This is a genomic window from Massilia aquatica, assembly GCF_011682045.1.
GTDB lineage: Bacteria > Pseudomonadota > Gammaproteobacteria > Burkholderiales > Burkholderiaceae_D > Telluria_A > Telluria_A aquatica.
Genome location: NZ_VVIW01000013.1, coordinates 68,649 through 91,052, shown reverse-complemented (window position 1 = coordinate 91,052; position 22,404 = coordinate 68,649). Strand labels below are relative to the sequence as shown.

Here is a 22,404-nt window from a genome sequence, read left to right as displayed (position 1 = left end):
AATTGCGATTGCCAATATGCTGGCGCGTTCCTTCAACTTGATCCAACTCTCCGGAGCGCCCATTGGATAATCCTTACACCGCCCCGCAAAACCCCATCAATGCGCCAGCGGCGGACGCCGGCACTTACCAGCCCGCCATGCTCGCCATGCGCGGACGCATCGGACGCCTGCGCTACCTGGTCTATGGAACGGTGGTACCCATGCTGGCGCTGCTGGCGGCGTTGGGACTGTTCATGCTGCTGCCTTCGGACTCACCCATTGGCTACCTGATCATCATGGCCACCCCGCTCAGCGTTGCCATGCTGGTTGCGCAGCGCCGCTTGTACGATCTGGGCCGCGCTGCCGGATGGTCGACGCTGCTGCTGGTGCCGGTGTTAAACATCGGATTGGCAATGTACTTGCTGCTCGCACCCGGTGACTCGGGCCTGAACCGCTTCGGCCCGGCGCCGCAGGCAAATCCCAAAGAGGTGGTCCTGTCGGCCTACGCACTGATGCTGGCGTACGCGCTGTGTGCCGTGATCGCGCTGTCCACGCACGAGCAATTAGAGGCCGTGATCATGGCGGCGATCGAACGCGCCGGGTACGTCGTCGACGCCGTGCCCACGCTCGACGACGCCGAATGAACGCGGCGCCGGTGCCTTATCAGAGCGGCACGGTCGCCGCATGGCCCGGGCTTGTCGCCGGGGCCGCAGGCACAGAATCGACGTAGCGCGCCGTTTCGCGCTGGGCGGTGGCGCTTGATCCACAGGCGAACAGCAGCACGTCGCCCGGGCGGCAGCAGGCCATGGCCGCCGCAAAGGCATCGCTGACCGGCACGATGGCGTGCAGCAGATGGTCCTCCTTGCCGGCGCGGCGCGCGCCGTCGAGGATTTTTTGCGCCGTCTCGCCGCTGGCGCGTCCGCGCGGATCGGCTTCGTACACGAACAGTTCATCAAAACCGTCGGCGCAGGTGTGGCCGATGTCGAGCAGGTCGGCGTCGCGCCGGTCGCCGGGGCAGGTGAGCACCGCGACGCGCCGTCCGCCCGAGAGCGACCGCGCCATCGACGCCATGGCCGCGTAGGCGGCCGGGTTGTGCGCGTAGTCGACCACGATGGTCACGCCCTGCGCGCTGTAGATGTTCGAGCGCAGCGGGTTGTTGGCGCCGTCCGACACAAAGGTCGACAAGGCCAGCGCGATCTGCGCGTGGGTAAAGTCGGCCCCCATCAGCGCGGCCGATGCGGCGAGCGCGTTGGCGATGTTGTAGCGCGCGTGGCCCTGCATGCTCGACGGCATGCGCGCGGCGCGCAGCAATCCGGCCCTGCGCGAGCCATCGGCCAGGATCAGCGCATTGTCCTGGTAGTAGGCGGCGCGGCCACCGTTATCGAGGTGGCGCAGCAGGACCGGGTTTTCCGGCTCCATCGAAAAGAAAATGCGCTCCACATCGGCCGGCACCTGCGCGCTCATCGCCACGCACAGGCGGTCGTCGGCATTGAGCACCACCGCGCGCGAGGCGGCGTTAGCCACCACGGCTTTCACGCCCGCCAGTTCCTCCACCGTCGCCACGCCGTCGAGACCCAGGTGGTCGGCCGACACGTTCAATACCACCGCCACCGTGCAGCGGTCGAACGCCAGCCCGCGTTTGAGGATGCCACCGCGCGCCGTTTCCAGCACCGCGATATCGACCGTCGGGGTGGTCAAGAGGGTACGCGCCGAATGGTAGCCGGCGCAGTCGCCGTCGATGATCCGGTGACCGTCGATGAAGACGCCCTCGGTGGTGGTCACGCCCGTGCACATGCCCGCGAGGCGCGCGGCGTGCGCGATCATCAGCGAGGTGGTGGTCTTGCCGTTGGTGCCGGTCACCGCAATGACGGGAATGCGGCCGTCGCCCTGGCCGAACATGGCGTCGACGATGGCGTCGCCGGCGTTGCGGGCCTGGCCCTGGCTCGGGTATTCGTGCATGCGGATGCCGGGTGCGGCGTTGACTTCGATCAGGGCGCCGCGCTGCTCGCGCAGGCACAGCGCAATGTCGCTGCAAATGACGTCGATGCCGGCCACGTCCAGGCCGATGATCCGCGCGGCGCGGATGCACATCTCGCGCGTGGCCGGGTGCACCAGGTCGGTCACGTCTTCGGCGGTGCCGCCGGTGGACAGGTTGGCGTTGCCGCGCAATTGCACCTCGACGCCGTCCGGCACCACGTAGTCGAGCGCAAACCCCTGTTCGGCCAGCAGCGCCAGCGCCAGCTCATCGAGGCGCAGGCGCGTGAGGATGTTGGCGTGGCCTTCGCCGCGCGCCGGATTGCGGTTTTCCTGGTCGACCAGCTGCTGCACGGTGGCCGCGCCATCGCCGGTGATCGACGGCGGGCGCCGCAGCGAGGCGGCGGCGAGCTTGCCGCCGGTGACCAGCAGGCGGTAGTCGCGCCCGGCGATGAAGCGCTCGACGATGACGCGGCGCCCGTACTGGCGCGCGAACTCGAAGGCGATGCGCACGCTGTCGGCATCGGCGCATTCGGTGGTGACGCCCTTGCCCTGGTTGCCGTCGAGCGGCTTGAGGGTGACCGGGAAGCGCAGGCGCGCGGCCAGCGCCACCGCTTCATCCGCGCTGGCGGCCACGCCGCCCTTGGGCACTGGAATGCCGCCTTGTTCGAGCAGGGTCTTGGTCAATTGCTTGTTGCTGGCAATGCCGACCGCGATGGTGGACGTGGCGCCGGTGACGGTCGCCTGCAGGCGCTTCTGGCGGCTGCCCCAGCCCAGCTGGAACAGATTCGCTTCGTCGGTCAGGCGCACGGTGGGAATGCCGCGTACCTGCGCCGCGTTCACCACCGCCGCCGTGCTGGTGCCCATGGCGCCGCGTTGCGCAACTTCCTTCAGTGCGTCCAGGCGTTCGGTCCAGTCGGGCGCCTCGCCGCGCGCGGCCGCCCGCACCATATCGAGCGCCAGCGCCATGGCCTCGACGGCGACCTGCTCGCGCTGGTAGGCCACCACGATGCGCCAGCGCGTGGCATCGACCTTGCTGGTCAGGGCGAAGCCGACCGGCGTGCCGGCCATGGATTGCAGTTCCAATGCCGCCTGTTCGGCCGCCTGCGCCAGCGTTGTACAGCTGCGCCGGCCGGCCATGCCGGGCAGTTGCGCCAGCAAGGCGGCGCCGAAGCGGGGCTCGATGGCGGGCGAGTCGCCGCTGTCGATCATGGTTTGCAGGCAGGTCAGCCGGGACCAGCGATTGGGGCCGCGCAGCACGCGCTGTTCGATGATGTTCATGATAGTCAGGAGATAATCAGGCGATGTTGGTAACGATATGTAAAAAGTCGGCCAGCGCGGCCGGCGTGGCGCTGTCGCCATCCGCGCCGTAGCGCGAACCGGACGGCAGCAGGTGCAGCCGCACGTCCACCATTTCGGGCACGGCGCGGTTGCGGATGTCGGCCACGTTCGAGACCATGTGGCGCCCGTCGATCACGGTGACCGCGCCGGCGCCCAGGATTTCGATGCCGCCGCCGCCTTCGATCAGCAGCGCGGTGTCTTCGTCGATGCCCACGCCCAGCAGGTAGGGGTTCTGCGCCACCACCGTCAGCAGGCGCGCCAGGCGCTGGCGCTGCGAGAAGTGCTGGTCGATGACCACGCGCTGCACGAAGCCGATGCCGGCCCCCAGGCTGACCGCGCCTTTTTCGGGATGCAGGTCGGCTTTGCCGTCGGCCAGCATGTGCGCGGACATGGCCGACGCGCCCGCGCTGGTGCCGGCGATGCAGGCGCCGCGCGCCAGGGCCGCGTGCAGGGCCTCGTCCAATCTGGTTCCACCGATCAGCGCCAGCAGCCGTTTCTGGTCGCCGCCGGTAATGAAAATGCCGTCCGCCTGCGCCAGGTCGGCCGCCATGGCGGTGTCGTTGGCTTCAAGGCGGCTGGTTACGCGCACTTCGCTGCGGCGTTCCACCCCCATGCCGCCGAAGGCGGCGTCGTAGATGGCCCACATTTTTTCGGGCACGCGGCTGGCGGCGGTGAGCACCACGATGCGTTTGTCCGGCCCGCCGCACAGGGCGACGAAGCGCTCCAGCACCTGCATGTCGTCTTCGCGGTCTTCGCCGCCGCCGATGATCAGGAGACTGCCGCGGCGCTGTTCGTATGCGGGTTCACTCATGCGGCACCAACCGGGCGCGTGGCGCACAGCCACACCGCCGCGATCCGGTCCGCGTAGGCATACGGTGCTTCGTCCAGTTCTTCGCCAAAGACGTCGGGGTCGATTTCGTCGTAGGTCCAGTGAAAACCGGCCGCGCGCAGGCGTGGTTCGACCGCCTGGCGGAACGGGTCGGCGCTGGCGACGATGGCCGCGCCGGTGTACAGCATCAAGGTGCCGCCGGGTGCGAGGCGCTTGATGGCTTCATCGACAATCGCCACCGACAGGCCGGCGCCCAGTTCGCCGCCGCCGTGGCGGTAGGCGCGCTGTTCGCGGTCGATCAGGTAGGGCGGGTTGGCGACGATCAGGTCGAACTGTCCGTCCACGCCGGCCAGCAGGTTGCTGTCGACCGGCGTCAGGTTGCTTACTGCGGCGATGCGCGCATTGACGTCGGTGAGCACCAGCGCGGCCGGGTTGATGTCGACCGCGAACACGCTGGCGTCCGGATGGGCCAGCGCAACGGTGATGGCGCCGGGACCGGCGCCGCAGCCGATGTCCGCCGCGCGCCGCACCGGCAGGGTGCGCGCCGCCAGCGAGGTGCGCAGGGCGCGCACGAAGCGGTAAGTATCGGGACCGAAGAACACGGCGTCGGCCGCATTGGTCGGGTAGGCCGAATGCAGGTACAGCTGACCATCGAGCGTCGAGGCGCGCAGCACGCTGCGCAGCATGCCGTTGTCGTGGTTGACCACCTCGGCCTCGTGCAGCAGGTCCATGAGGGTGGGGTTGACCACGGCCGGCTTGAAGGCGCGGCTCCAGCCGAAAATGCCGGCCAGGTCGTGCGCCCAGCCATTTGCCAGGCGCGCGTTGACGCGGCTGTGGGTGAGCGGGGTGACGGTGGTGAAGGCGTAGCCGTGCTGCTTGAGGCCGCAGCCGAGCGCGTATAGCGCGGCGCGGCGCTCGTCGCTGGCAATGCCGAGCGGCGGTGCCTGGTCGAGCCGGTGGCCGTCGATGGAGATGATGGAGGCGCTCATGCGGGTCCTGTCGTTAAAGTGTTTCAGCCGAGCAGGCGCACGAACATGCGCGTTGCCATCAGGCCGGTGGGGGTGTGGTGGCGCGCCGGCGACATGTGCGCGATCAGGAGTTTCATGGCGGCGCTGGTCGACGGCGCCAGCGCCACGGCTTGTTCGAGGTTGCGCAACTGGTCGTTTTCGGCCTCGTGTTCGCCGGCCCGGCCGGCGTACGGGTAGCGGATCAGGGCGCGCGCGCCATGGACTTTCGGCGCCGCGTTGCGGGCTGGGGCCAGGGCGCGCTGGCGCGCGCGGAACGAGGCCACGCGCGGCGTGGCCGCAGCAGCGTCGCCTTCTTGCGCCGGCGAGGCGATCCAGTCGGCCAGCACTTGCTGTTCGTAGCTTGAGAACACCCCGAACATCTCGGCATGGTCGCCTTGCAGCAGGCCCCAGAAGCGGCTTTCGTGCGGGGCGGCGCCGCGCTTGATCCAGCCGGTGGTTTCGAACGCGCGCAGCAGGGTCGGGATCTGCGCCGGATCGGCCAGCCAGGCGTTGATGGTCTTGCCGGCCACGCGGCAATAATCGCTGTGCATGTTCTGCCCGACCACGGCCTTGGCCGCGAGGATGCGCACCAGTTCCTGTTCCAGGTCGAAGGAGGCGATCACGGAACCGGTGTTTTCGCCCAGTTCATTGAGCTTGTAGCCTTCGCGCACGCGCCGGTAGAATTCGGCCGGGTTGGCGGCGCGCGCCATCACCCGCTGCAGGGCCTCGACCGCGTCGCGCGCGTGGCCGGTCGAGCCATTGTCGACCGTGATGTGCAAGGTGAAGTAGTACGGGTCGATGCCGAGTTCGTTCAATTCGTAGGCGGTGATGAGCAGGTGCAGCGGCAGCTGTTCGTAGCCGAGGTTATAGCCGATCATCTCGGGCAGGAAGGCGTCGCCCGCGTAGGCCAGCGCCAGTTGCAGCGCGCCCTGGGTGAAGTGGGCGCCGCCCAGGTCGTCCCAGTCGGCGCAGCCGTGGTTGTCGAGCAGGCGCTGGTACAGGGTGACGTGGTTCTTGTCGGGCAGGCCGTCGCCCAGTTCTTCGACATAGGTCTTGACCAGCGGGCGGAAGTCGTTCTCCTGCCAGCGTTGCAGGGTGCTGTACAGCCAGGCGCCGTCCACCAGTTTGGTCGGGGCCACGCAGCGCAGGAAGCACAGCGCGTGCGACTTGCTGGTGAAGTAGCGGCGCGGGGCGCCATCGCGGCGCGCGGCCAGGTATTGCTGGTATTCGGCGCCGATGGCGGCCCCGCGCGGCGCGATCCAGCCATCCAGGCCGGCCGGGGTGTCGGGCAGGTCGCAAGGATGGGCGGCGGCGCGCGCCAGCTGGCCGACCAGATAGGCCTCGGCGTCGGCATGGGTGCCGGGGGCCAGGTCGGCCTGGGAGAAGGTGTCGTACAGCGCGCGGCAGCTGGTCGTGGCGGGCGCGCTCTGGCGCGGGGCATCGAGGTGCGGCGTGGCGAACACGGTGCTTTGCATGGTGGTCATGGGTGCGGGCGATCAGGTTTCTAGAGAGGCCTCATTATGGTCGCCGCCCGGCGCGCCTCGTATCGGTGACCAAGCTGTGCTTGGGTAGGACAACGATTACGCGGGTCAGCAAATCATGGCGCGCGGCATGGGGCGGTTGCTGACCGCCGCGTGGCCGCTTTTGCCGACCGCGATCAGGCCGACCGCCACCGCCGGGTCGAACAGGTCGATGCCGCGCTGCACAGCCTGCTCGATGGGCGTGCCGGCGGCGATCCACTGGTACACGGTGTAGGCCAGCAGGTGGCGCACGATGTTTTCGCCGATGCCGGTCGCGGCCACCGCGCCGTCGCTGCCGGCGTAAAAGCCGCTGCCGATGATCGGCGTGTCGCCCACCCGCCCCAGCAGCGACGGGGCCGAGCCGCCAGTCGAGCTTGCAACGGCGAAGTGGCCGTCGGCGCCGCGCACCACTGCGCCCACCGTGTCGCAGGCGCGCTCGCCGCTCTCTTCGAGCGCGCGTTGGTAGTTCCACAGGCGCGCGAATTCCGGCCGGTCGCCCAGTTGCGCGATCAGGCGCGCATGAGCGGCGCGCGCTTTGTCGGTCGGCTGGCAGTAGGGCGGGTGGCCGCCATTGCGGGCAAAACGGGTGGCGCCGTCGCCGGCCAGCAGCCAGTGCGGGCTGTCGGCCACCGCGCGCGCCACCAGCACCGGATTTTGTACTTGCGTGATGCAGGCGACGCAGCCCAGGCGGCCGTGGGTATCCATGACGGAGGCGTCCATTTCGATGGTCTGGCCGTCCAGGCACAGCACCGAGCCGGTGCCGGCGTTGAAGCGGCCGTCGTCTTCCATCGAGACGACCGCCGCCACGGCGGCGTCGAGGGCGTCGCCGCCGCGTTCAAGGGCGGCCAGGGCCAGGCCGGCGGCGCGCGCGCAGCCATCTTCATTGTCGCGCGAGGTACCGGCGCCGCCGTGGACGACGATGGCGGTTGGAGCAGGCATGGGGGTCTCCGCAAAGGCCAATCAGGGTTGACATTATCGATGACGGCGCGCGCCGCGAGTGTGAAGTGCCTAACCCTGCGCCGCATTGCCCGATGTTGAAACTGTCGGTTTATCTAAAGATATAACAAGTAGTGTATGTTTGCGAACTGACAACGCACCCGACTCGGCGTAGACTCTGTCCACATGGCCGCTTTGCGGCCTCTCACCGGAGTGGTCAATGTCACTGTCCGAAATTATTGCAACAGATCAACTCCGTTCCCGTCCACGCAAGCGTGCCGGCAATGCGCCTTTGCGCAGCATGCCGCGCGTGGCGCCGCAGGATGGCGTGACCTTGCGCGACGCCCTGCGCGCGCGTTGCGAGGAAGCGCTGCTGCGCTGTTCGGCCCAGTCGGCCGGCATCAGCATTTTCGACAATAATGACCTCGACGAACTGACCTGGGCCGCCACCGCCGGCGCGCTGGCGCCCTACGAAGGGCGGCGTTTTCCGCGTTCGAACAGCCCGTGCGGGCTGTGTTTTTCGTACCGCAGCACCCAGCTGTTCGTCCAGCCGCACCAGTATTTCCATTGGATGGCGGAGAACAATGTCCACATCAACGAAGCGCTGGTGACGCCCCTGATCGGCCAGTTCGGCGCCTTCTACGGCACCATCTGGGTGATGAGCCATGACGATCTCGACATCCACTTCAACCTCGACGACGCCGACACGCTGGCCGACCTGAGCCGTGGACTGGCGAGCACGATCCGCCTGAACGATATCGGCCCCGATCCGGACGGGCGTCCCGTTTAGCCGTCCTGCCCCCTTGATTTGGCAAGCTGTCGTATAACAATTCCCGCATGGCGCAGGAATTGCCATAATGGACGCCTTCTCAGCTCAAGGGTCGTTCATGAAAACAATCGCGCTCCTCCATGCCGTCATGCTTGTCTCGGCGCTGGCCGGCCCGGCCCACGGCCAGACGTCGGGACGCGCCTGGGCCAGTGCGGCCGACGTGGCGCGCGACGACAACAAGCCGCAGGCCGCGCTCGACGCCTACCGCAAGGCGGCCGACAGCGGTTACGCCAGCATGGCGATGGACCATAAGTACGCGGCCACGGCCGCCAGGCTCGGGCAGAAGGCGCAGGCGCTCGCGATCCTGGAGCAGGGCGTCGCCAGACGCGCCTTCCGCCTGCGCGATGAGCTGGAGCAGGAGGACGATTTCGTTTCGCTGCGCGCCGACCCGCGCTGGGCCGGCATTGTCGCCGGCGCCGGCGCCAACGACCGCGCCTACCGCGCCGCCCATGCCAGCCCGGAAGACTTCCGCTTCGTCACCAGCGACATCGCGCGCTTCTGGACCGTGTACGACAAGCTCGACGGCGCGGCCGATCCGGCCGCCTTGCTCGAGCGCGAGTACCTCGATGCCGGCAGCGCCGGTTTGCATGGCTTCGTGCACATGCGCATCAACAGCGGCGCCAGCATGGTTCGCCGCATGGGAAAGCACGCGGCCTATTACCGTGCCATCCGCGCCAATACGCTGCGCGCGGCCTCGTTCGAGCCGGTGATCCGCGAGGAAATGCGGCATTTCAAGGCGCTGTATCCGGCGGCGATGTTCCCCGATATTTACTTTGTGATCGGCCGCCTGAGCGCCGGCGGTACCGCGTCGGCGGACGGCTTGCTGATCGGCACCGAGATGTATGGACGCGGCCCGGGCGTGCCGACAGGCGAACTCGACCCCTGGCTGCTGTCGGGCACGGCCGATATCGACAAGCTGCCGTCGATCGTCGCGCATGAGCTGATGCATTTCCAGCAGCAGCTCGATCCGCACACCTTGCTCGGTCATGCGATCAAGGAAGGGTCGTGCGATTTCCTCGCGTCGCTGGTGACCAAGGGCAAGTTCAACGAGCCGATCTATCGCTACGGCTACGCCAATGAGGCGCAGCTGAAAAAGGAGTTCCTGGCGGCGATGGATGGCACCGACTTCAAGCGCTGGCTGTACAGCGGCGCGCCGGAAGGCGAGCGCCCGGCCGACCTGGGCTACTTCATGGGGTTCCGGATCACCGAGGCGTATTACAAGCAGGCCAGGGACAAGCGCCAGGCCATCGCCGACATTTTGCACGTCAAGGATGTCAAGCGCTTCCTGGCCGAGAGCGGGTATGCCGCGCAGCCTTGATGGGCGGCGCTGGCGCTGCCGCTCAGCGTGGCCCGAGGTCCCAGCTGTACAGTTCGTAGATCGGGTGGTCGGAACCGGAGGTCATGGGATCGCCCGCACAGACGTCCATGATCATGCCGCACGAAAAATCCGGCGCGATGCAAAAGAAGAAGGAGAGTTGATCTTTCCTTGATGCGTTGAATCGGTACCAGTCTGCGGCGCTGGTGCGCGCTATTTCCAAGACGGGCAAGTCGGAACTGACGTACTCGTGATTGGCATGGCAGGCGGGGAAAAAACATAACACGGCAGGCAAGTCCGGAAGGTTTGCGATGGCCGCTAGCGCTTTCTCGTCGATGAGATGGTAGGCCGGTACGAAGAAGGTCTGCTTGCTTGCACGTGCATCGCCAAGCATCGCCATGGCTTGTTGAAGGATATCGCTGGAGTCGGGAAAATAGATCGCCCGCGCGATCGATTGTCGCAAGGCTTCGCTGAGGTCTTCGGCCAGCAACCGGTTGACATGCCGGCGCTGGGCATTTTGCACGATCTTGATCAGCAAATGTTGCTTGTTCATTTGTCCTGTGCCCCAGCCTGTGCCGGCCCGGCGCGCAGGTAGCCGTGCAAGGCATCGACGATGCAGCGTTCGATGTCGGCTGGCGCAAAACGCGCCGGTGCATCCATCACGGCGGCGTGCACCAGCGACTCCATCATGCGCAGCAGCACCCAGGTGGCCAGGTCCAGGTCGGGCTGGCCGATTTCGTCGCGGTGCGCTTCGAGCATGCGCAGGATGCGCTGGAAGGAGTTGTTGTCGGCCGGGCTGTCCTGGGTCGGCGCGTCGAAAAACGGAAATTCCTTTTCCAGCACCTTGTGCAGCTCCGGCTCGACCTGGTGCGCCGCCAGCCAGGCATGCACCATGGCCGCCAGATGTTCGCGCAGGGTGCGCGCCGCGGCGCCGGCGAGCACCGCGTCGATGGCCGCGTACATGTGCGCCCCATGGCGTTGGTGCAGCGCCGCGATCAGCGAATCCTTGTTCGGGAAATACTGGTACACCGAGCCCACGCTCACCCCGGCGCGCGCGGCCACCGCGTTGGTGTTCATGCCGGCGTAGCCGCGTTCTTCCAGAATGCTGGCCGTGGCCTGCAAAATCTGCTCGACCATGTGTTGCGAACGTGCCTGGCGCGGCGCTTTGCGGGGCGTGGGGAGAGGGCGCATGCGGGTCCTTGGAATCCGTGTTTTCAATACGAGTAATTGCTCGTATTCTCCCATATCGCGCGCATTTGCTGGTCTTTTATGCGAGGCATCACCATGCAGCCCCTTCGAAGGCCGCACTGGCGCCGCTGCGCTGTATCCGAGCTTCTTGAAAAGACCTTGCGCCCGTTCATTGTCGGGCGCCACGTCCGCGACCAGGCGATTCAGGCGCAGAACGTGGCCCGCGTAGTGCGTCAAGAGGCCGATCGCTTGCGTCATGTAGCCCTGGCCCCAGGCCGAATGCCGCAACAGGCAGCCGACCTGCGCTTGCCGCTGATCGAAGTAATGGAGCCCGCAGGTGCCGATGATCTGGTCGCTGTCGCGCAAGGCAATCGCTCACTCCAGCGAAGTACCGTCGGCCAGAAGACGGCGAACGCTGGCGAGCATGATGTCGACGGTCTGGAGATCCGGGAACGGTTCTTCGCCGGGTTGGCGCATCACGCGCGGATCGCTGTAGATGGCAAGGATGCCCGGGGCATCGGCGTCCCGCATCGCGCGTAAAGCAAGCCGTCGGCTTTGCAGCGTGGGTAGTACGATGGGACTGCAATCGCTTGCCGGTCGCAGCGCGTGACTCAGTCGCCCAGCACGGAGGCGCGTTCGCGCCGCGACGACGCCGCCGGCGCATCCGGGCACACCCGGTTACGCCCGGTCGACTTGGCCAGGTACAGCGCCTTGTCGGCCGCTTCGACCAGCTGCTTGCTGTCCATGTCCTTGCCCGGCACCAGCGCGTGCACGCCGCAGCTGATGGTGACGATGCCGGCCGGATTGGCCGCGTGCTCGCGCCCGGCCGTGGCAATCGAGCGGCGCACCGCTTCGGCCACCACGATGGCGCCGTACAAGTCGGTGTTGGGCAGCAGGATCGCAAACTCTTCGCCGCCGACGCGCGCGGCCAGGTTGCCGGCGCGGCGCCGCCCGGTGCGGATGCACTGGCCGATGAACTGCAGGCAGGCGTCGCCGGCCGGGTGGCCGTAGTGATCGTTGTACTTCTTGAAGAAGTCGACGTCGAGCAGCACCAGCGCCAGCGAGGTGCCGTCGCGCACGGCGCGGTTGAATTCGGCGTCGAGGCGGGCGTCGAACAGGCGCCGGTTGGCGATCCCGGTCAGGCCGTCGTTCCGCGCCAGCAGCTTGAGCGAGCGGTTCTTGGTCACCAGCGCCAGCTGGGCGTTGCGCAGCTGTTCTTCGAGTTCGTCGCGCAAGGTCACCTGGCGGAACAGGCGCACGCCCATCCAGCACAGGATCAGCAGCAAAATCACCACCCACGCCGTCGACAGGTAGGCGTTGGCCCACCAGTTCGACAGCGTTTCGCCGGTCGACAGGCCCACCGCCACGAACAGCGGATAGCGGCGCAGCTGGCGGAAGCTGTACATGCGGTCGACGGCGTCGGCGTCGACCGGAATGGCGGCCGATCCGAGCGCGCCGCGCTCGCGCCACTGCTTGAACATGGGTTCGGCGGCGATCGAGGCGCCGATCTGCTCTTGCCGATAAGGACGGCGCATCACCAGCGCGCCCTTGTCGGTGGCGATGGTGATGTTGCCATGCGCGCCGATGTCGAAACTGTCATAGAAAGTGCGGAAAAAGCTCAGCTGGACCGTGGCCAGGGCCACGCCGGCAAAACTGCCATCCTTGTTTTCCAGGCGGCGCGACACCGGCAGCACCCAGGTATCGGTGGTACGGCTGCGCACCGGTGCGCCGACGTGCGCCAGCTTGTCCTTGTGCGTCGCGTGATAGATGAAATATTCGCGGTCGGCGTTGTTGAGCGCCGGAACCGGATCGCGCAGCGAGTGCAGCGCCCAGTTGCCCTTGGCGTCGTAAATGAACATGCCCTGCAGCGAGGGCGTGCGGCTGACATGGTCGATCAGGTGCAGGTGCAGGCGCTCGCCGTAGCGGCTGATGCCGTCATGCTCGACGCTTTCGACGACCCCGTCCAGGATGGTGTCGACCAGTTCGATGGTGCTGTCGGCGTGATCGGCCAGGGCGCGCGCCATGTTGGCGGTCGACGCGGCGCTCTGCGCCAGCTGGGTTTCGCGCGCGCTGTAGATGCTCCAGCCCTGCACCGCCACCAGCGAAATACAGACAAAGAACAGGAACGAGGCGGCAATGGCGATCAGCGGCCGCTTTTTGCCATCGAGTTCTGTAACGGGCGATAACTGCTTTTCAGCTTTCATGACGGTGGAGGTCGCGTTCGAAAAGAATCTGGGGGCGCGCGGGCGCGGGGTGGGGCAGGGATCCGCACGTAGGGAGTACGGGTGGATCGGATCGCAACATGGCGCCTGCACTCACATCGTGGTTGCCCCGCAAGGCAGCATGGCCAGGGGCGGCCGGATGCATGCGGTGATTGAATAATAGAGCGGCCATTCTACCTTAGCCAATGCGAACTGGAATCAAATATTTATTCAAAGAATGCTTGTCTGTTGTTTCACAAAGCCAATCCAAGCATGCCTTGCCAATTCTCCCGCCCGCGCGTTCAATTGCAGTCTGGAAAAATCAAGGGAAGACGATAAAGCGCTTGTTGACCGGTCCGGTCAGCCAGACACCGTTGGCGGAAAGATAAAACGGCTGGCCTTGCTCATGCAGCGCCAGGGCGTCGATGGTCAGCACCACCGGCATGCCGTGGCGCTGGCCGACGCTGACGGCGGTGGCGGTATCGGCCGACAGGTGCACATGGTGACGGGTGCCGGGAATCAGGCCTTTTTCGCGGATCGACGCGCTAAAGCGCGAGGCGGTGCCGTGGTACAGCACTTGCGGCGGCGTCACCGGCATCAGTTCGAGGTCGACGCCCTTGACCGAGTGGCCCTGGTTGGCGCGGATGCGCTTGCCGTCGTCGCTGATGGAAAAGCGTTTTTTATCGTTGTCGGCAACGACGTCGTCGAGCAGCTTGCGGTTGATTCTGGTGCCATGGCTGGCGGCGCCGGCGAGCAGTTCGTCGATGTCGGCCCAGCCGTTTTCGTCGAGCTTGAGCTTGATGGTGGCAGGGCTGTGACGCAGGATCAAGGACAGGAATTTACTGACCTTGACAGTTTGATTGGAATCTTTCATCAATTTCGATGGTGCTTTTCTGTTTTTATGGTTGTTCAGGAGGCGTCATTATACGTGACGTTAATATAAGGATGGCAAGATAATGCGGCAATGCCTGTTGCATGGAATGCAAACAGGGTGGGCGTGGACGGGGGTCACAGGCCGCGTTCGAGCACGGTCAGGGTTTTTTTCAGCGCCGCTTTCATGCGGTACAGCTGGGCTGGCCTATGCGCGCCGGCCGCTTCGAACTGGCCGTCGACCGGGTCGAGTATATCCATCTCGCTCATTTTACGGCGAAAACTGACTTTGTTGAGCGTGTCGCCGAGCAGCAGTTCATATAACCGTTGCAATTGCGGCAAGGTGAAGGTGTCGCCCGCCAGGAAGCAGGGCAGGGAAGAATACTGGCTCTTGTTGCGCAGGCGTTCGAGCGCGGTGGCGATGATCGCGTTGTGGTCGAACGGCAAGGCGCCCAGCTGCGACAGGGGAATAATATGCACCGCCTCGTCCTTGCGCGCCGCCAGCAGTGCATGCGGCACCAGCGCGTAGTGCGTCACCGACACCGACCAGCCGCGCGGATCGCGTTTGGCGCCCGAGAACGTGGCCAGTTGTTCGAGGTAGGGCGCGACGATGCCGGTTTTGGTCTTGATCACGCGCATGGCGGCATCGTGGGCGCTCAAGTCGTCTTCCGGGTGCACGTAGCCGCCGGGAATGGCCAGCGCGCCCTGGAATGGCGCGTTTTCGCGCCGTAACAGCACGGCGGCCAGTTCGTCCCCGAGCAGGGTGAGCAGCACAATGTCGACGGTGCAGATGACTGCGCTCATGCCGTGCGCGCCAACTGGAGGTTTCTAAAAATCAACTTCAACGCCATGCCTTACTCCTTCTATATAGTCAAGCCGGCCCGCGGCTGAACAAATTATTGCATAGTTAGTTGCAAAAGTAAATTAAGTAGCTTATGCTTGTCGTACTGTATCCAAAAGGACAAGCAAATGAAACGCAACCTGCACCTGCTCGTGATTGATCCGCAAAACGATTTCTGCGATTTGCCGGCCGCCTATCTGCCGGCGCCGGTGGGCGACAACGCCGCGCCGGCACCGGCGCTGCCGGTGAGCGGCGCGCACGCCGACATGCTGCGCGTGGCCGGTCTGATTGACCAGGGCCGGGACGGCCTGTCCGCGATCAGCATCACGCTCGATTCGCACCACCGCTTCGACGTCGCGCACAGTTCGTTCTGGATGGATGCCGGGCAGGGCGCGATCAAGCCGTTCACGCAAATCACGGCGCAAGACGTGCGCCAGGGTAAATACCTGCCGCGCAAAGCGACTGCGCTGCCGCGCGTGCTGGCCTACCTGGACGCGCTGGAAGCGGCCGGGCGCTACACCCTGATGGCCTGGCCGGTGCACTGCGAGATCGGCTCGTGGGGCCACAACGTGCATGCCGACGTGCGCGCCGCCTATAACGCGTGGGAAGATAGCGCGCTGGGCATGGTCAGCAAGATCAGCAAGGGCAGCAATCCGTGGACCGAGCACTATTCGGCGGTGCAGGCCGAGGTGCCCGACGCCGACGACGACAGCACCCAGGTCAACCAGGCGTTCCTGGCGCTGCTGCGCGGCGCCGACCAGGTATATATCACCGGCGAAGCGGGCAGCCACTGCGTGCGCGCCACCACCGAGCATATCGTCGCCAACTGGGACCAGACGCAGCTCGCGCAGCTGGTCCTGCTGACCGACTGCATGAGCCCCGTGACCGGCTTTGACGCCCAGTACGACGACTTTGTACGCGATATGCGCGCGCGTGGCCTGCAGATTGCGCAGGCGGCTGATATTGTGCCCGAGCTGCTTGCCAATGCGCGCCGCTAACCTTTCATTCCTCTTTTGACGCGCGCCGACGCGAACCATATGACACCGATTGTCCATAGCCTGCTCGAAACCGACCTGTATAAATTCACGATGTGGCAGGCCCTGTTGCACCGCCATCCGGCCGCCCAGGCCGAATATGCCTTCACCTGCCGCAACGTGCCGGCCTATCCGCTGGCCGAACTGAAGGCCGACGTGGAACGCGAACTCGATCATTTGTGTTCGCTCTCGTTCAAGGCGGAAGAAATCGCCTACCTGCGCAGCCTGCGCTTCATCAAGAGCGACTTTGCCGATTTCCTGACCGTGTTCCGCTTCCAGCGCCATTTCCTGAGCGTGGAAACCGATGGCGACGAACTGCAGATCCGCGCCACCGGGCCGCAGGTGCACGTGATGGGCTTCGAAATCTACGTCCTGTACATCGTCAACGAGCTGTATTTCCGCCGTTTCGACCAGGAGGCGGCGTTGGCCGAAGGGCGCAAGCGCCTGCAAGCGAAGATCGCCCTGCTGCGCGAACTGGCCAGCGAGCCGGCCAAGCGCCATCCGTTCGAGTTTTTCGACTTCGGCGTGCGCCGCCGTTTTTCCGGCGCCTGGCACGAGGAAGTCGTCGCCACCCTGGCGCGCGAAGTGCCCACCTGGTTCAAGGGCACCTCGAACGTGTATTTCGCGATGAAATACAAGCTGGTGCCGATCGGGACCATGGCCCACGAATACCTGCAAAGCTTCCAGTCGTTCGGGGTGCGCCTGCGCGACTTCCAGAAGGCCGCGCTGGAAGACTGGGTGCAGGAATACCGCGGCGATCTAGGTACCGCGCTGACCGACGTGGTGGGCATGGATGCGTTTTTGGCCGACTTCGACCTGTATTTCGCCAAACTGTTCGACGGGCTGCGCCACGATTCGGGCGATCCGGTGGTGTGGGGCGAAAAGGCGCTGGCGCACTACGCCAGGCTGCGTCTGGACGCGCATACGCGCCGCCTGGTGTTCTCCGACGGCCTCGATCTGCCGACCGCGTTTTCGCTGTACCGCCATTTCGCCGACCGCACCATGACCGGTTTCGGCATCGGCACCAACCTGTCGAACGATGTCGGCCTCACGCCGCTCAATATCGTCATGAAGCTCATGAGCTGCAACGGCCAGCCGGTGGCCAAGCTGTCCGACTCCCAGGGCAAGACGCTGTGCAAGGACGAGACCTTCCTGGCTTACCTGCGCCAGGTGTTCAATCACCCTTCCGCCTGAGAAGCGGACAATCGAACGAATCGAAAGAACCCGATGCTTAAAATCGCCATCGCCCAATTGAACCCGACCGTCGGGGATATCGACGGCAACAGCGGCGCCATCATCGCAGCCATGCAGCGCGCCGCCGGGCAGGGCGCCGACCTGGCCGTCTTCACCGAGCTGGCCCTGTGCGGCTACTATCCGGGCGACCTGCTGGAAGAGCCCGCATTCCTGGCGCGCATGGCCGCAGGCCTGGAGCGCGTGCTGGATGCGTCACGCGCCTTGCCAGGGCTGGTCTCGGTGGTGGGCGCCGTGCGCGCCAACGACGGCCCCGGCAAACCGCTGTTCAACGCCTTGCTGGCGATCCGCGACGGCCAGATCGTCGCCGAGTACTACAAGCAGCTGCTGCCGACCTACGGCGTGTTCGACGACCGCCGCCACTTCGAACCGGGGCCGGAAGGGGCCTGCGTGCTGCAAGTCGGTAAGCAGCGCGTCGGCTTTCTGATCTGCGAAGACGGCTGGAACCACGAAGGGCGCGACTACAAGGTCAATCCCTTCACCGCCCTGCGCGAGGCGCGGCCCGACCTGGTGGTGAGCATCAACGCCAGCCCGTCCGACATCGGCAAGCGGGAGCTGCGCCACACCCTGTTTCGCACGGCGTCGGAGCACAACGAGCTGCCGATCCTGTACGTCAACCAGGTCGGCGGCCAGGACCAGTTGGTATACGACGGCGCCTCGTTCGCGGTGTCGCCCTCGCAGGGCATCGTGTTCGAAGCCGAGCGCTTTTGCGAAGACTTCCAGGTGATCGGCTTTGCGCAGGGGCGCTTTTCCGCCGCCGACGGCTTTGCCCTGGCCGCACCAGGTGCCGGCGGTTTGCCGGTGGCCGAATTCGCGCGCCGCCAGATCGTGCTCGGCTTGCAGGATTACGCGCGCCGCTGCGGCTTTACCAAAGTGGTGGCCGGTTCCTCGGGCGGCATCGATTCGGCGCTCACGCTGGCGCTGGCGGTCGATGCGCTGGGGCCGGAGAACGTGATCGCGGTAACCATGCCGTCGGCGTTTTCGAGCGAAGGCTCGGTCAGCGACTCGGTCGCGCTCTGCAACAACCTTGGCATTACGCTCTACACGCACCCGATCCTGGACCTGGTGCGGCAGTACAGCGTGGGCTTTGACGGTGCGTTCGACCGGCCCCTGCAAGGCCTGCCGCTTGAAAACCTGCAAGCGCGCGTGCGCGGCACCATCCTGATGGCGTACTCGAATGCGTCCGGCACCTTGCTGCTCACGACCGGCAACAAGAGTGAAATTTCGGTCGGCTACTGCACCTTGTACGGCGACACCAACGGCGGCCTTGGCCTGCTTGGCGACCTGTATAAAACCGAGGTGTACGCCTTGTCGCGCCATGTGAACCAACGCGCCGGACGCGAACTGATTCCCGGCGCGGTGCTCACCAAGCCGCCGTCGGCCGAACTGGCGCCTGGCCAGCAGGATACCGACAGCCTGCCCGAATACGAGGTGCTCGACGAGATCCTCAAGTGGCACATCGAAGGCCGCCGCCTGCCTTTGGAAGAAGCGGCGCTGGCCGAGCAGTTCGTGGCCGGCCTGTTGGCCGACGCCGCCGGCGCGGAGCTGGTCAAGCGCATCCACGGCATGGTCGCGCGTAACGAATACAAACGGCGCCAGGCGCCTCCGATTATCCGGGTGCGTTCGCGCGCCTTTGGCAGCGGCCGTCAATTGCCGATTGCCGCTTACTATTAAACCCCATGAACACACAAACCAACCAAACCGCCTCCGACGTCGCCGTCCTGATCGGCCGCTTCCAGCCTTTTCACCGCGGCCACGTGGTCCTGCTCCAGCGCGCGCTGGTGAGCGCGCCGCACGTGGTGCTGGTGCTGGGCTCCTCGTTCCAGGCGCGTAACGCAAAGAACCCGTTCACCTGGGAAGAACGCGCCGCGATGATCGGCGCCACCCTGACCGAGGAAGACCGCGCCCGCGTCAGTTTTGTCGCCGTGCGCGACTACTACGACGACACCCTGTGGGCGGCGGCGGTGCGCAAGGCGGTCGCCCAAAGCGCACCTGATGCCGCGCACGTGGCGCTGGTGGGCCACTTCAAGGATGCGTCGAGCTACTACCTGAATCACTTCCCGAAATGGGAAAACATCGTCGTCGAATCGGAACGCGCGATCGACGCCACCTGCGTGCGGCGCGTGTTCTTCGAAGCCGAAGACCTCGACATCTCGCTCAGCGTGCTCGACGACATGGTGCCGCACGCGGTGCGCCAGTACCTGAAAGCCTGGGCGCTGCTGCCGCACTACGCCGCGCTGGTCGAGGAACACCGCCGCATCGTGGCCTACAAAACGGCCTGGAAAAGCGCGCCGTATGCGCCGATCTTCACCACCGCCGACGCGGTGGTGGTCAGCGGCGGCAATGTGCTCCTGATCCGCCGTGGCGGGTTTCCCGGCAAAGGGCAGTGGGCCGTGCCGGGCGGCTTTGTGGAACAGCGCGAGCGCCTGCTGCACGCCGCCATTCGCGAACTGGCCGAAGAAACCAAGCTGGCCCTGCTCGGCACCACACTCGAAGGGATGCTGGTCGACGTCAAGGTGTTCGATCATCCGGACCGCAGCCAGCGTGGCCGCACCATCACCCACGCCCATTTTTTCGACCTGCAAACCGAGAACCTGCCGCCGGTGGAAGCATCCGACGACGCTTCGCATGCGGCCTGGATTCCGATCGTGGAGCTGGCCGGCATGGAAGACCAGTTTTTCGAAGACCACTTCCACATTCTCGACTCGTTCCTGTCGCTGAGCGAGCAAGGCGCATGACGGCCCTACGCGACCGCTACCGGGGCAGCTTGCTGGGACTGGCCTGCGGCGACGCCGTCGGCACCACCGTGGAGTTTTCGCCGCGCGGCTCGTTCGCGCCGGTCACCGACATGCTTGGGGGCGGGCCGTTCATGCTCAAGCCCGGGCAGTGGACCGACGACACCTCCATGGCGCTGTGCCTGGCCGAGAGTTTGCTGACCAAGGGCGAATTCGACCCGCTCGACCAGATCAACCGCTACCGCAACTGGCACCAGTGGGGTTACCTGAGTTCGACCGGTGCCTGTTTCGACATCGGCATGACGGTGCAGGATGCCTTGTCGCGCTTTGCCGTCACTGGTAATCCCTACAGCGGCTCGACCAATCCGCGCAGCGCCGGCAACGGCTCGCTGATGCGGCTCGTTCCGGCGGTGCTGTTCGCGTATCCCGACCGCGCCGGCGTATTGCAGCATGCGGCCGACAGCTCGCGCACCACCCACGGCGCGCCGGAAGCGGTGCAGGCTTGCCAGCTGTTTGCCGGCATCCTGAGCGCGGCGCTCGACGGCCAGCCCAAAAGCGCGCTGCTGGCCAACGCGGGCTTCATGCCGACCGAACCCAAACTGGCGGCGCTGGCCGGCGGCGCCTTTCTCGACAAGACCGACAGTGCTATCCAGGGCACCGGCTACGCCGTCGATTCGCTGGAAGCGGCGCTGTGGTGCTTCTTCCATACCGACAGTGTCGAAGCGGCGGTCCTGCGCGCGACCAACCTGGGCGACGACGCCGACACCACCGCCGCCATCACCGGCCAGATCGCCGGCGCCTGGTACGGCGTGGACGCCATTCCTGCACGCTGGCTGGACCAGATCACCATGCGCGCCGAGATCGACGACATGGCCTGCCGCCTGTACGACCGGTTTCATGCTGTGAACCGCGAGCGCATGGCGTGATCGGTCCCCTTGAAATCGCGGCCAACGTGGGCGCCACCGCCTGCATCCTGCTGGCGGGGCGCAACAGCGTGCATACCTGGTGGACCGGCATCGTCGGCTGCGCCTTGTTCACCGTCTTGTTCTATCAGTCGAATCTGTATGCGGACGTGGCGCTGCAAGGCTTTTTCATCGTTTCCGGCGTCGTCGGATGGCTGCAATGGCGCCGTGGCGCGCAAGGCGCGGAACTGCCGATTACCCACGCCAGCGTGACGTCGCTGGCCTGGCTGGTGCCGGCCGGCGTGGCCGCCACCGCCGCCTACGGCGCGCTGCTGCACTACTTTACCAATGCCTACGCGCCGTTCATCGATTCGGCGGTGCTGGTGTTCAGCATCGTGGCGCAGTTGCTGCTGATGCGGCGCAAGGTCGAGAACTGGGCCTTCTGGATCCTGGTAAACACAGTCGCCGTGCCGCTGTACGCCAGCCGCGGCCTGTACCTGACGGCCTTTTTGTACGCCTGCTACTGGGTCAACGCGATCGTCTCGTGGCTGTGGTGGCGCCGGCTGGCGCGCAAGGCGGCATGAACGCGCCTGTCAAGCAGTGGCGGCGCGGCCTCGTGGTCGGCAAATTCTGCCCGCTGCACCGTGGCCACATGCTGGTGATCGACAGCGCGCTGGCCGCCTGCGAGGAGGTGGTCGTCATCAGCTACACCCGGCCCGAATTCGCCGGCTGCGGCCCGGCAGTGCGCGAGGCGTGGCTGCGCGCGCTGTACCCGCAGGTGCGCCTGCTGGTGCTGGACGCCGGCAGTGTGCCCGGCAACGACGCGCCGGATGCGCTGCAGCGCGATTTCTGCGCATCGCTGTGCCTGGACGTGCTGGGCGTGACGGTGGACGCGGTATTTACCAGTGAAGACTATGGCGACGGCTTCGCGCTGGCGCTGAGCGCGTTTTTCGATGCGCGGCGCGGGCCGGGCCCACAGGTAGCGCATGTCCCGGTGGACCGTGCGCGCACGCTGGTGCCGGTGTCCGGCACGGCGATCCGCGCCGATCCGCACGCCATGCGCGCCTTTCTGCATCCGCTGGTGTATGCCAGCTTCGTGCGCAAGGTGTGCGTGCTCGGGGGCGAATCGAGCGGCAAGACCACGCTCGCCGCCGCGCTGGCGCAGGAGCTCGGCAGCGTGTGGGCGCCGGAGTTCGGGCGCGAACTGTGGGTCGAGAAGGATGGCGCGCTGGTGTTCGGCGACATGCTTGCCATCGGCCGCGCCCAGCTGGCGCGCGAAGCGGCGCTGCTGCCGCGCGCCACGCGCGCCCTGGTGTGCGACACCAGTCCGCTGACAACCATGTTTTACAGCATGGAGATGTTCGGCCAGGCCGATCCGGCCCTGGTGGCGCTCGCGGCGCAGCCTTACGATGTGACGCTGCTGTGCGCCCCGGACTTTGCCTTTGTCCAGGATGGGACGCGCCGCGACGATGGCTTCCGCCAGCGCCAGCACGCTTGGTACGTAGGCGAACTGGCGCGCCGTGGCCTGCCCTGGACGCTGGTGCACGGCCCGCTGGCGCAGCGCCTGAGCCAGGCGCTGGCCTTGCTTGACGCCGCCTGAGCGACGGCGCGGGCCGGGCAAACTCCACCATTGTTGCAAATATCGCCACGCA

The 22,404-nt window shown here is 66.1% G+C and carries 21 protein-coding genes and 1 pseudogene; 10 read left to right on the top strand and 12 right to left on the bottom strand.

Translation table 11 applies throughout. From position 1 onward, the window contains the following. Positions 1-62 precede the first annotated feature (62 nt). A complete protein-coding gene (locus F1609_RS20700; RefSeq protein ID WP_167078550.1) occupies positions 63-623 on the top strand; it encodes a DUF805 domain-containing protein in 561 nt (186 codons plus the stop codon). Between the two features lie 19 nt (positions 624-642). Here F1609_RS20700 and cphA read toward each other — a convergent pair whose 3' ends face one another. From cphA to F1609_RS20675, 5 genes are all read right to left on the bottom strand, one after another. After that, positions 643-3,234: a cyanophycin synthetase gene (gene cphA / locus F1609_RS20695; RefSeq protein WP_167078549.1), complete on the bottom strand. Its 2,592-nt coding sequence runs from the start codon at positions 3,232-3,234 to the stop codon at positions 643-645. A 16-nt stretch (positions 3,235-3,250) separates the two neighbouring features. Beyond that, complete coding sequence (locus tag F1609_RS20690; protein WP_167078548.1) at positions 3,251-4,105, bottom strand: cyanophycinase; 855 nt, start codon at positions 4,103-4,105, stop codon at positions 3,251-3,253. Next, on the bottom strand, positions 4,102-5,112 hold the full coding sequence (locus F1609_RS20685; protein WP_167078547.1) for a methyltransferase: 1,011 nt from the start codon (positions 5,110-5,112) through the stop codon (positions 4,102-4,104). The genes F1609_RS20690 and F1609_RS20685 overlap by 4 nt, the downstream gene beginning before the upstream one ends. 23 nt (positions 5,113-5,135) lie before the next feature. Further along, positions 5,136-6,614, bottom strand: coding sequence for an iron-containing redox enzyme family protein (locus tag F1609_RS20680; RefSeq protein WP_229421973.1), 1,479 nt, complete (start codon positions 6,612-6,614; stop codon positions 5,136-5,138). Between the two features lie 105 nt (positions 6,615-6,719). Then, positions 6,720-7,589, bottom strand: a complete 870-nt coding sequence (locus F1609_RS20675) for an isoaspartyl peptidase/L-asparaginase (protein WP_167078546.1) — start codon at positions 7,587-7,589, stop codon at positions 6,720-6,722. 217 nt (positions 7,590-7,806) lie between these two features. On the opposite strand from F1609_RS20675, the gene F1609_RS20670 reads away from it, so the two are divergent. Together F1609_RS20670 and F1609_RS20665 are read left to right on the top strand one after the other, a co-directional pair. Next, positions 7,807-8,376 carry a hypothetical protein gene (locus F1609_RS20670; protein WP_167078545.1) on the top strand — a complete coding sequence of 190 codons (570 nt, stop codon included), beginning with the start codon at positions 7,807-7,809 and terminating at the stop codon, positions 8,374-8,376. Between the two features lie 97 nt (positions 8,377-8,473). After that, positions 8,474-9,733, top strand: coding sequence for a gliding motility protein GldB-related protein (locus F1609_RS20665; RefSeq protein ID WP_167078544.1), 1,260 nt, complete (start codon positions 8,474-8,476; stop codon positions 9,731-9,733). Positions 9,734-9,755: 22 nt separating this feature from the next. Here the strand turns inward: F1609_RS20665 and F1609_RS20660 are convergent, their stop codons facing one another. From F1609_RS20660 to F1609_RS20635, 7 genes and pseudogenes are all read right to left on the bottom strand, one after another. Continuing rightward, positions 9,756-10,283 (bottom strand): hypothetical protein, encoded by a 528-nt coding sequence (locus F1609_RS20660; RefSeq protein ID WP_167078543.1) that lies wholly within the window; start codon positions 10,281-10,283, stop codon positions 9,756-9,758. After that, positions 10,280-10,921 (bottom strand): TetR/AcrR family transcriptional regulator, encoded by a 642-nt coding sequence (locus F1609_RS34700; RefSeq protein WP_229421972.1) that lies wholly within the window; start codon positions 10,919-10,921, stop codon positions 10,280-10,282. The genes F1609_RS20660 and F1609_RS34700 overlap by 4 nt, the downstream gene beginning before the upstream one ends. 192 nt (positions 10,922-11,113) lie before the next feature. Further along, positions 11,114-11,284, bottom strand: a pseudogene (locus F1609_RS35390) (GNAT family N-acetyltransferase); the annotation flags it as partial. A gap of 9 nt (positions 11,285-11,293) precedes the next feature. Further along, positions 11,294-11,449, bottom strand: coding sequence for a GNAT family protein (locus tag F1609_RS35385; protein WP_167078541.1), 156 nt, complete (start codon positions 11,447-11,449; stop codon positions 11,294-11,296). An 80-nt stretch (positions 11,450-11,529) separates the two neighbouring features. Beyond that, positions 11,530-13,122 (bottom strand): GGDEF domain-containing protein, encoded by a 1,593-nt coding sequence (locus tag F1609_RS20645; protein WP_167078540.1) that lies wholly within the window; start codon positions 13,120-13,122, stop codon positions 11,530-11,532. Between the two features lie 319 nt (positions 13,123-13,441). Continuing rightward, positions 13,442-13,993 carry an RNA 2'-phosphotransferase gene (locus tag F1609_RS20640; protein WP_167078539.1) on the bottom strand — a complete coding sequence of 184 codons (552 nt, stop codon included), beginning with the start codon at positions 13,991-13,993 and terminating at the stop codon, positions 13,442-13,444. 134 nt (positions 13,994-14,127) lie between these two features. Continuing rightward, positions 14,128-14,793, bottom strand: a complete 666-nt coding sequence (locus F1609_RS20635) for an NUDIX hydrolase (RefSeq protein WP_167078538.1) — start codon at positions 14,791-14,793, stop codon at positions 14,128-14,130. Positions 14,794-14,958: 165 nt separating this feature from the next. Here F1609_RS20635 and F1609_RS20630 point away from each other — a divergent pair, with 165 nt between their 5' ends. From F1609_RS20630 to F1609_RS20600, 7 genes are read left to right on the top strand one after another with little or no spacing between them, the layout of a single operon-like run. Then, positions 14,959-15,828 (top strand): cysteine hydrolase family protein, encoded by an 870-nt coding sequence (locus F1609_RS20630; RefSeq protein ID WP_167078537.1) that lies wholly within the window; start codon positions 14,959-14,961, stop codon positions 15,826-15,828. Positions 15,829-15,867: 39 nt separating this feature from the next. Further along, positions 15,868-17,058: a nicotinate phosphoribosyltransferase gene (pncB, locus tag F1609_RS20625; RefSeq protein ID WP_167078536.1), complete on the top strand. Its 1,191-nt coding sequence runs from the start codon at positions 15,868-15,870 to the stop codon at positions 17,056-17,058. Between the two features lie 33 nt (positions 17,059-17,091). Further along, positions 17,092-18,789, top strand: coding sequence for an NAD+ synthase (locus F1609_RS20620; RefSeq protein WP_167078535.1), 1,698 nt, complete (start codon positions 17,092-17,094; stop codon positions 18,787-18,789). 5 nt (positions 18,790-18,794) lie between these two features. Beyond that, positions 18,795-19,853: a bifunctional nicotinamide-nucleotide adenylyltransferase/Nudix hydroxylase gene (locus F1609_RS20615; RefSeq protein ID WP_167078534.1), complete on the top strand. Its 1,059-nt coding sequence runs from the start codon at positions 18,795-18,797 to the stop codon at positions 19,851-19,853. Next, entirely contained in the window at positions 19,850-20,776 is a 927-nt protein-coding gene (locus tag F1609_RS20610; protein ID WP_167078533.1) for an ADP-ribosylglycohydrolase family protein, read from the top strand. The genes F1609_RS20615 and F1609_RS20610 overlap by 4 nt, the downstream gene beginning before the upstream one ends. Next, on the top strand, positions 20,773-21,336 hold the full coding sequence (pnuC, locus tag F1609_RS20605) for a nicotinamide riboside transporter PnuC (RefSeq protein WP_167078532.1): 564 nt from the start codon (positions 20,773-20,775) through the stop codon (positions 21,334-21,336). Before F1609_RS20610 ends, pnuC begins: the two co-directional genes overlap by 4 nt. Then, positions 21,333-22,352: an AAA family ATPase gene (locus F1609_RS20600; RefSeq protein WP_167078531.1), complete on the top strand. Its 1,020-nt coding sequence runs from the start codon at positions 21,333-21,335 to the stop codon at positions 22,350-22,352. The genes pnuC and F1609_RS20600 overlap by 4 nt, the downstream gene beginning before the upstream one ends. Positions 22,353-22,404: the final 52 nt, after the last annotated feature.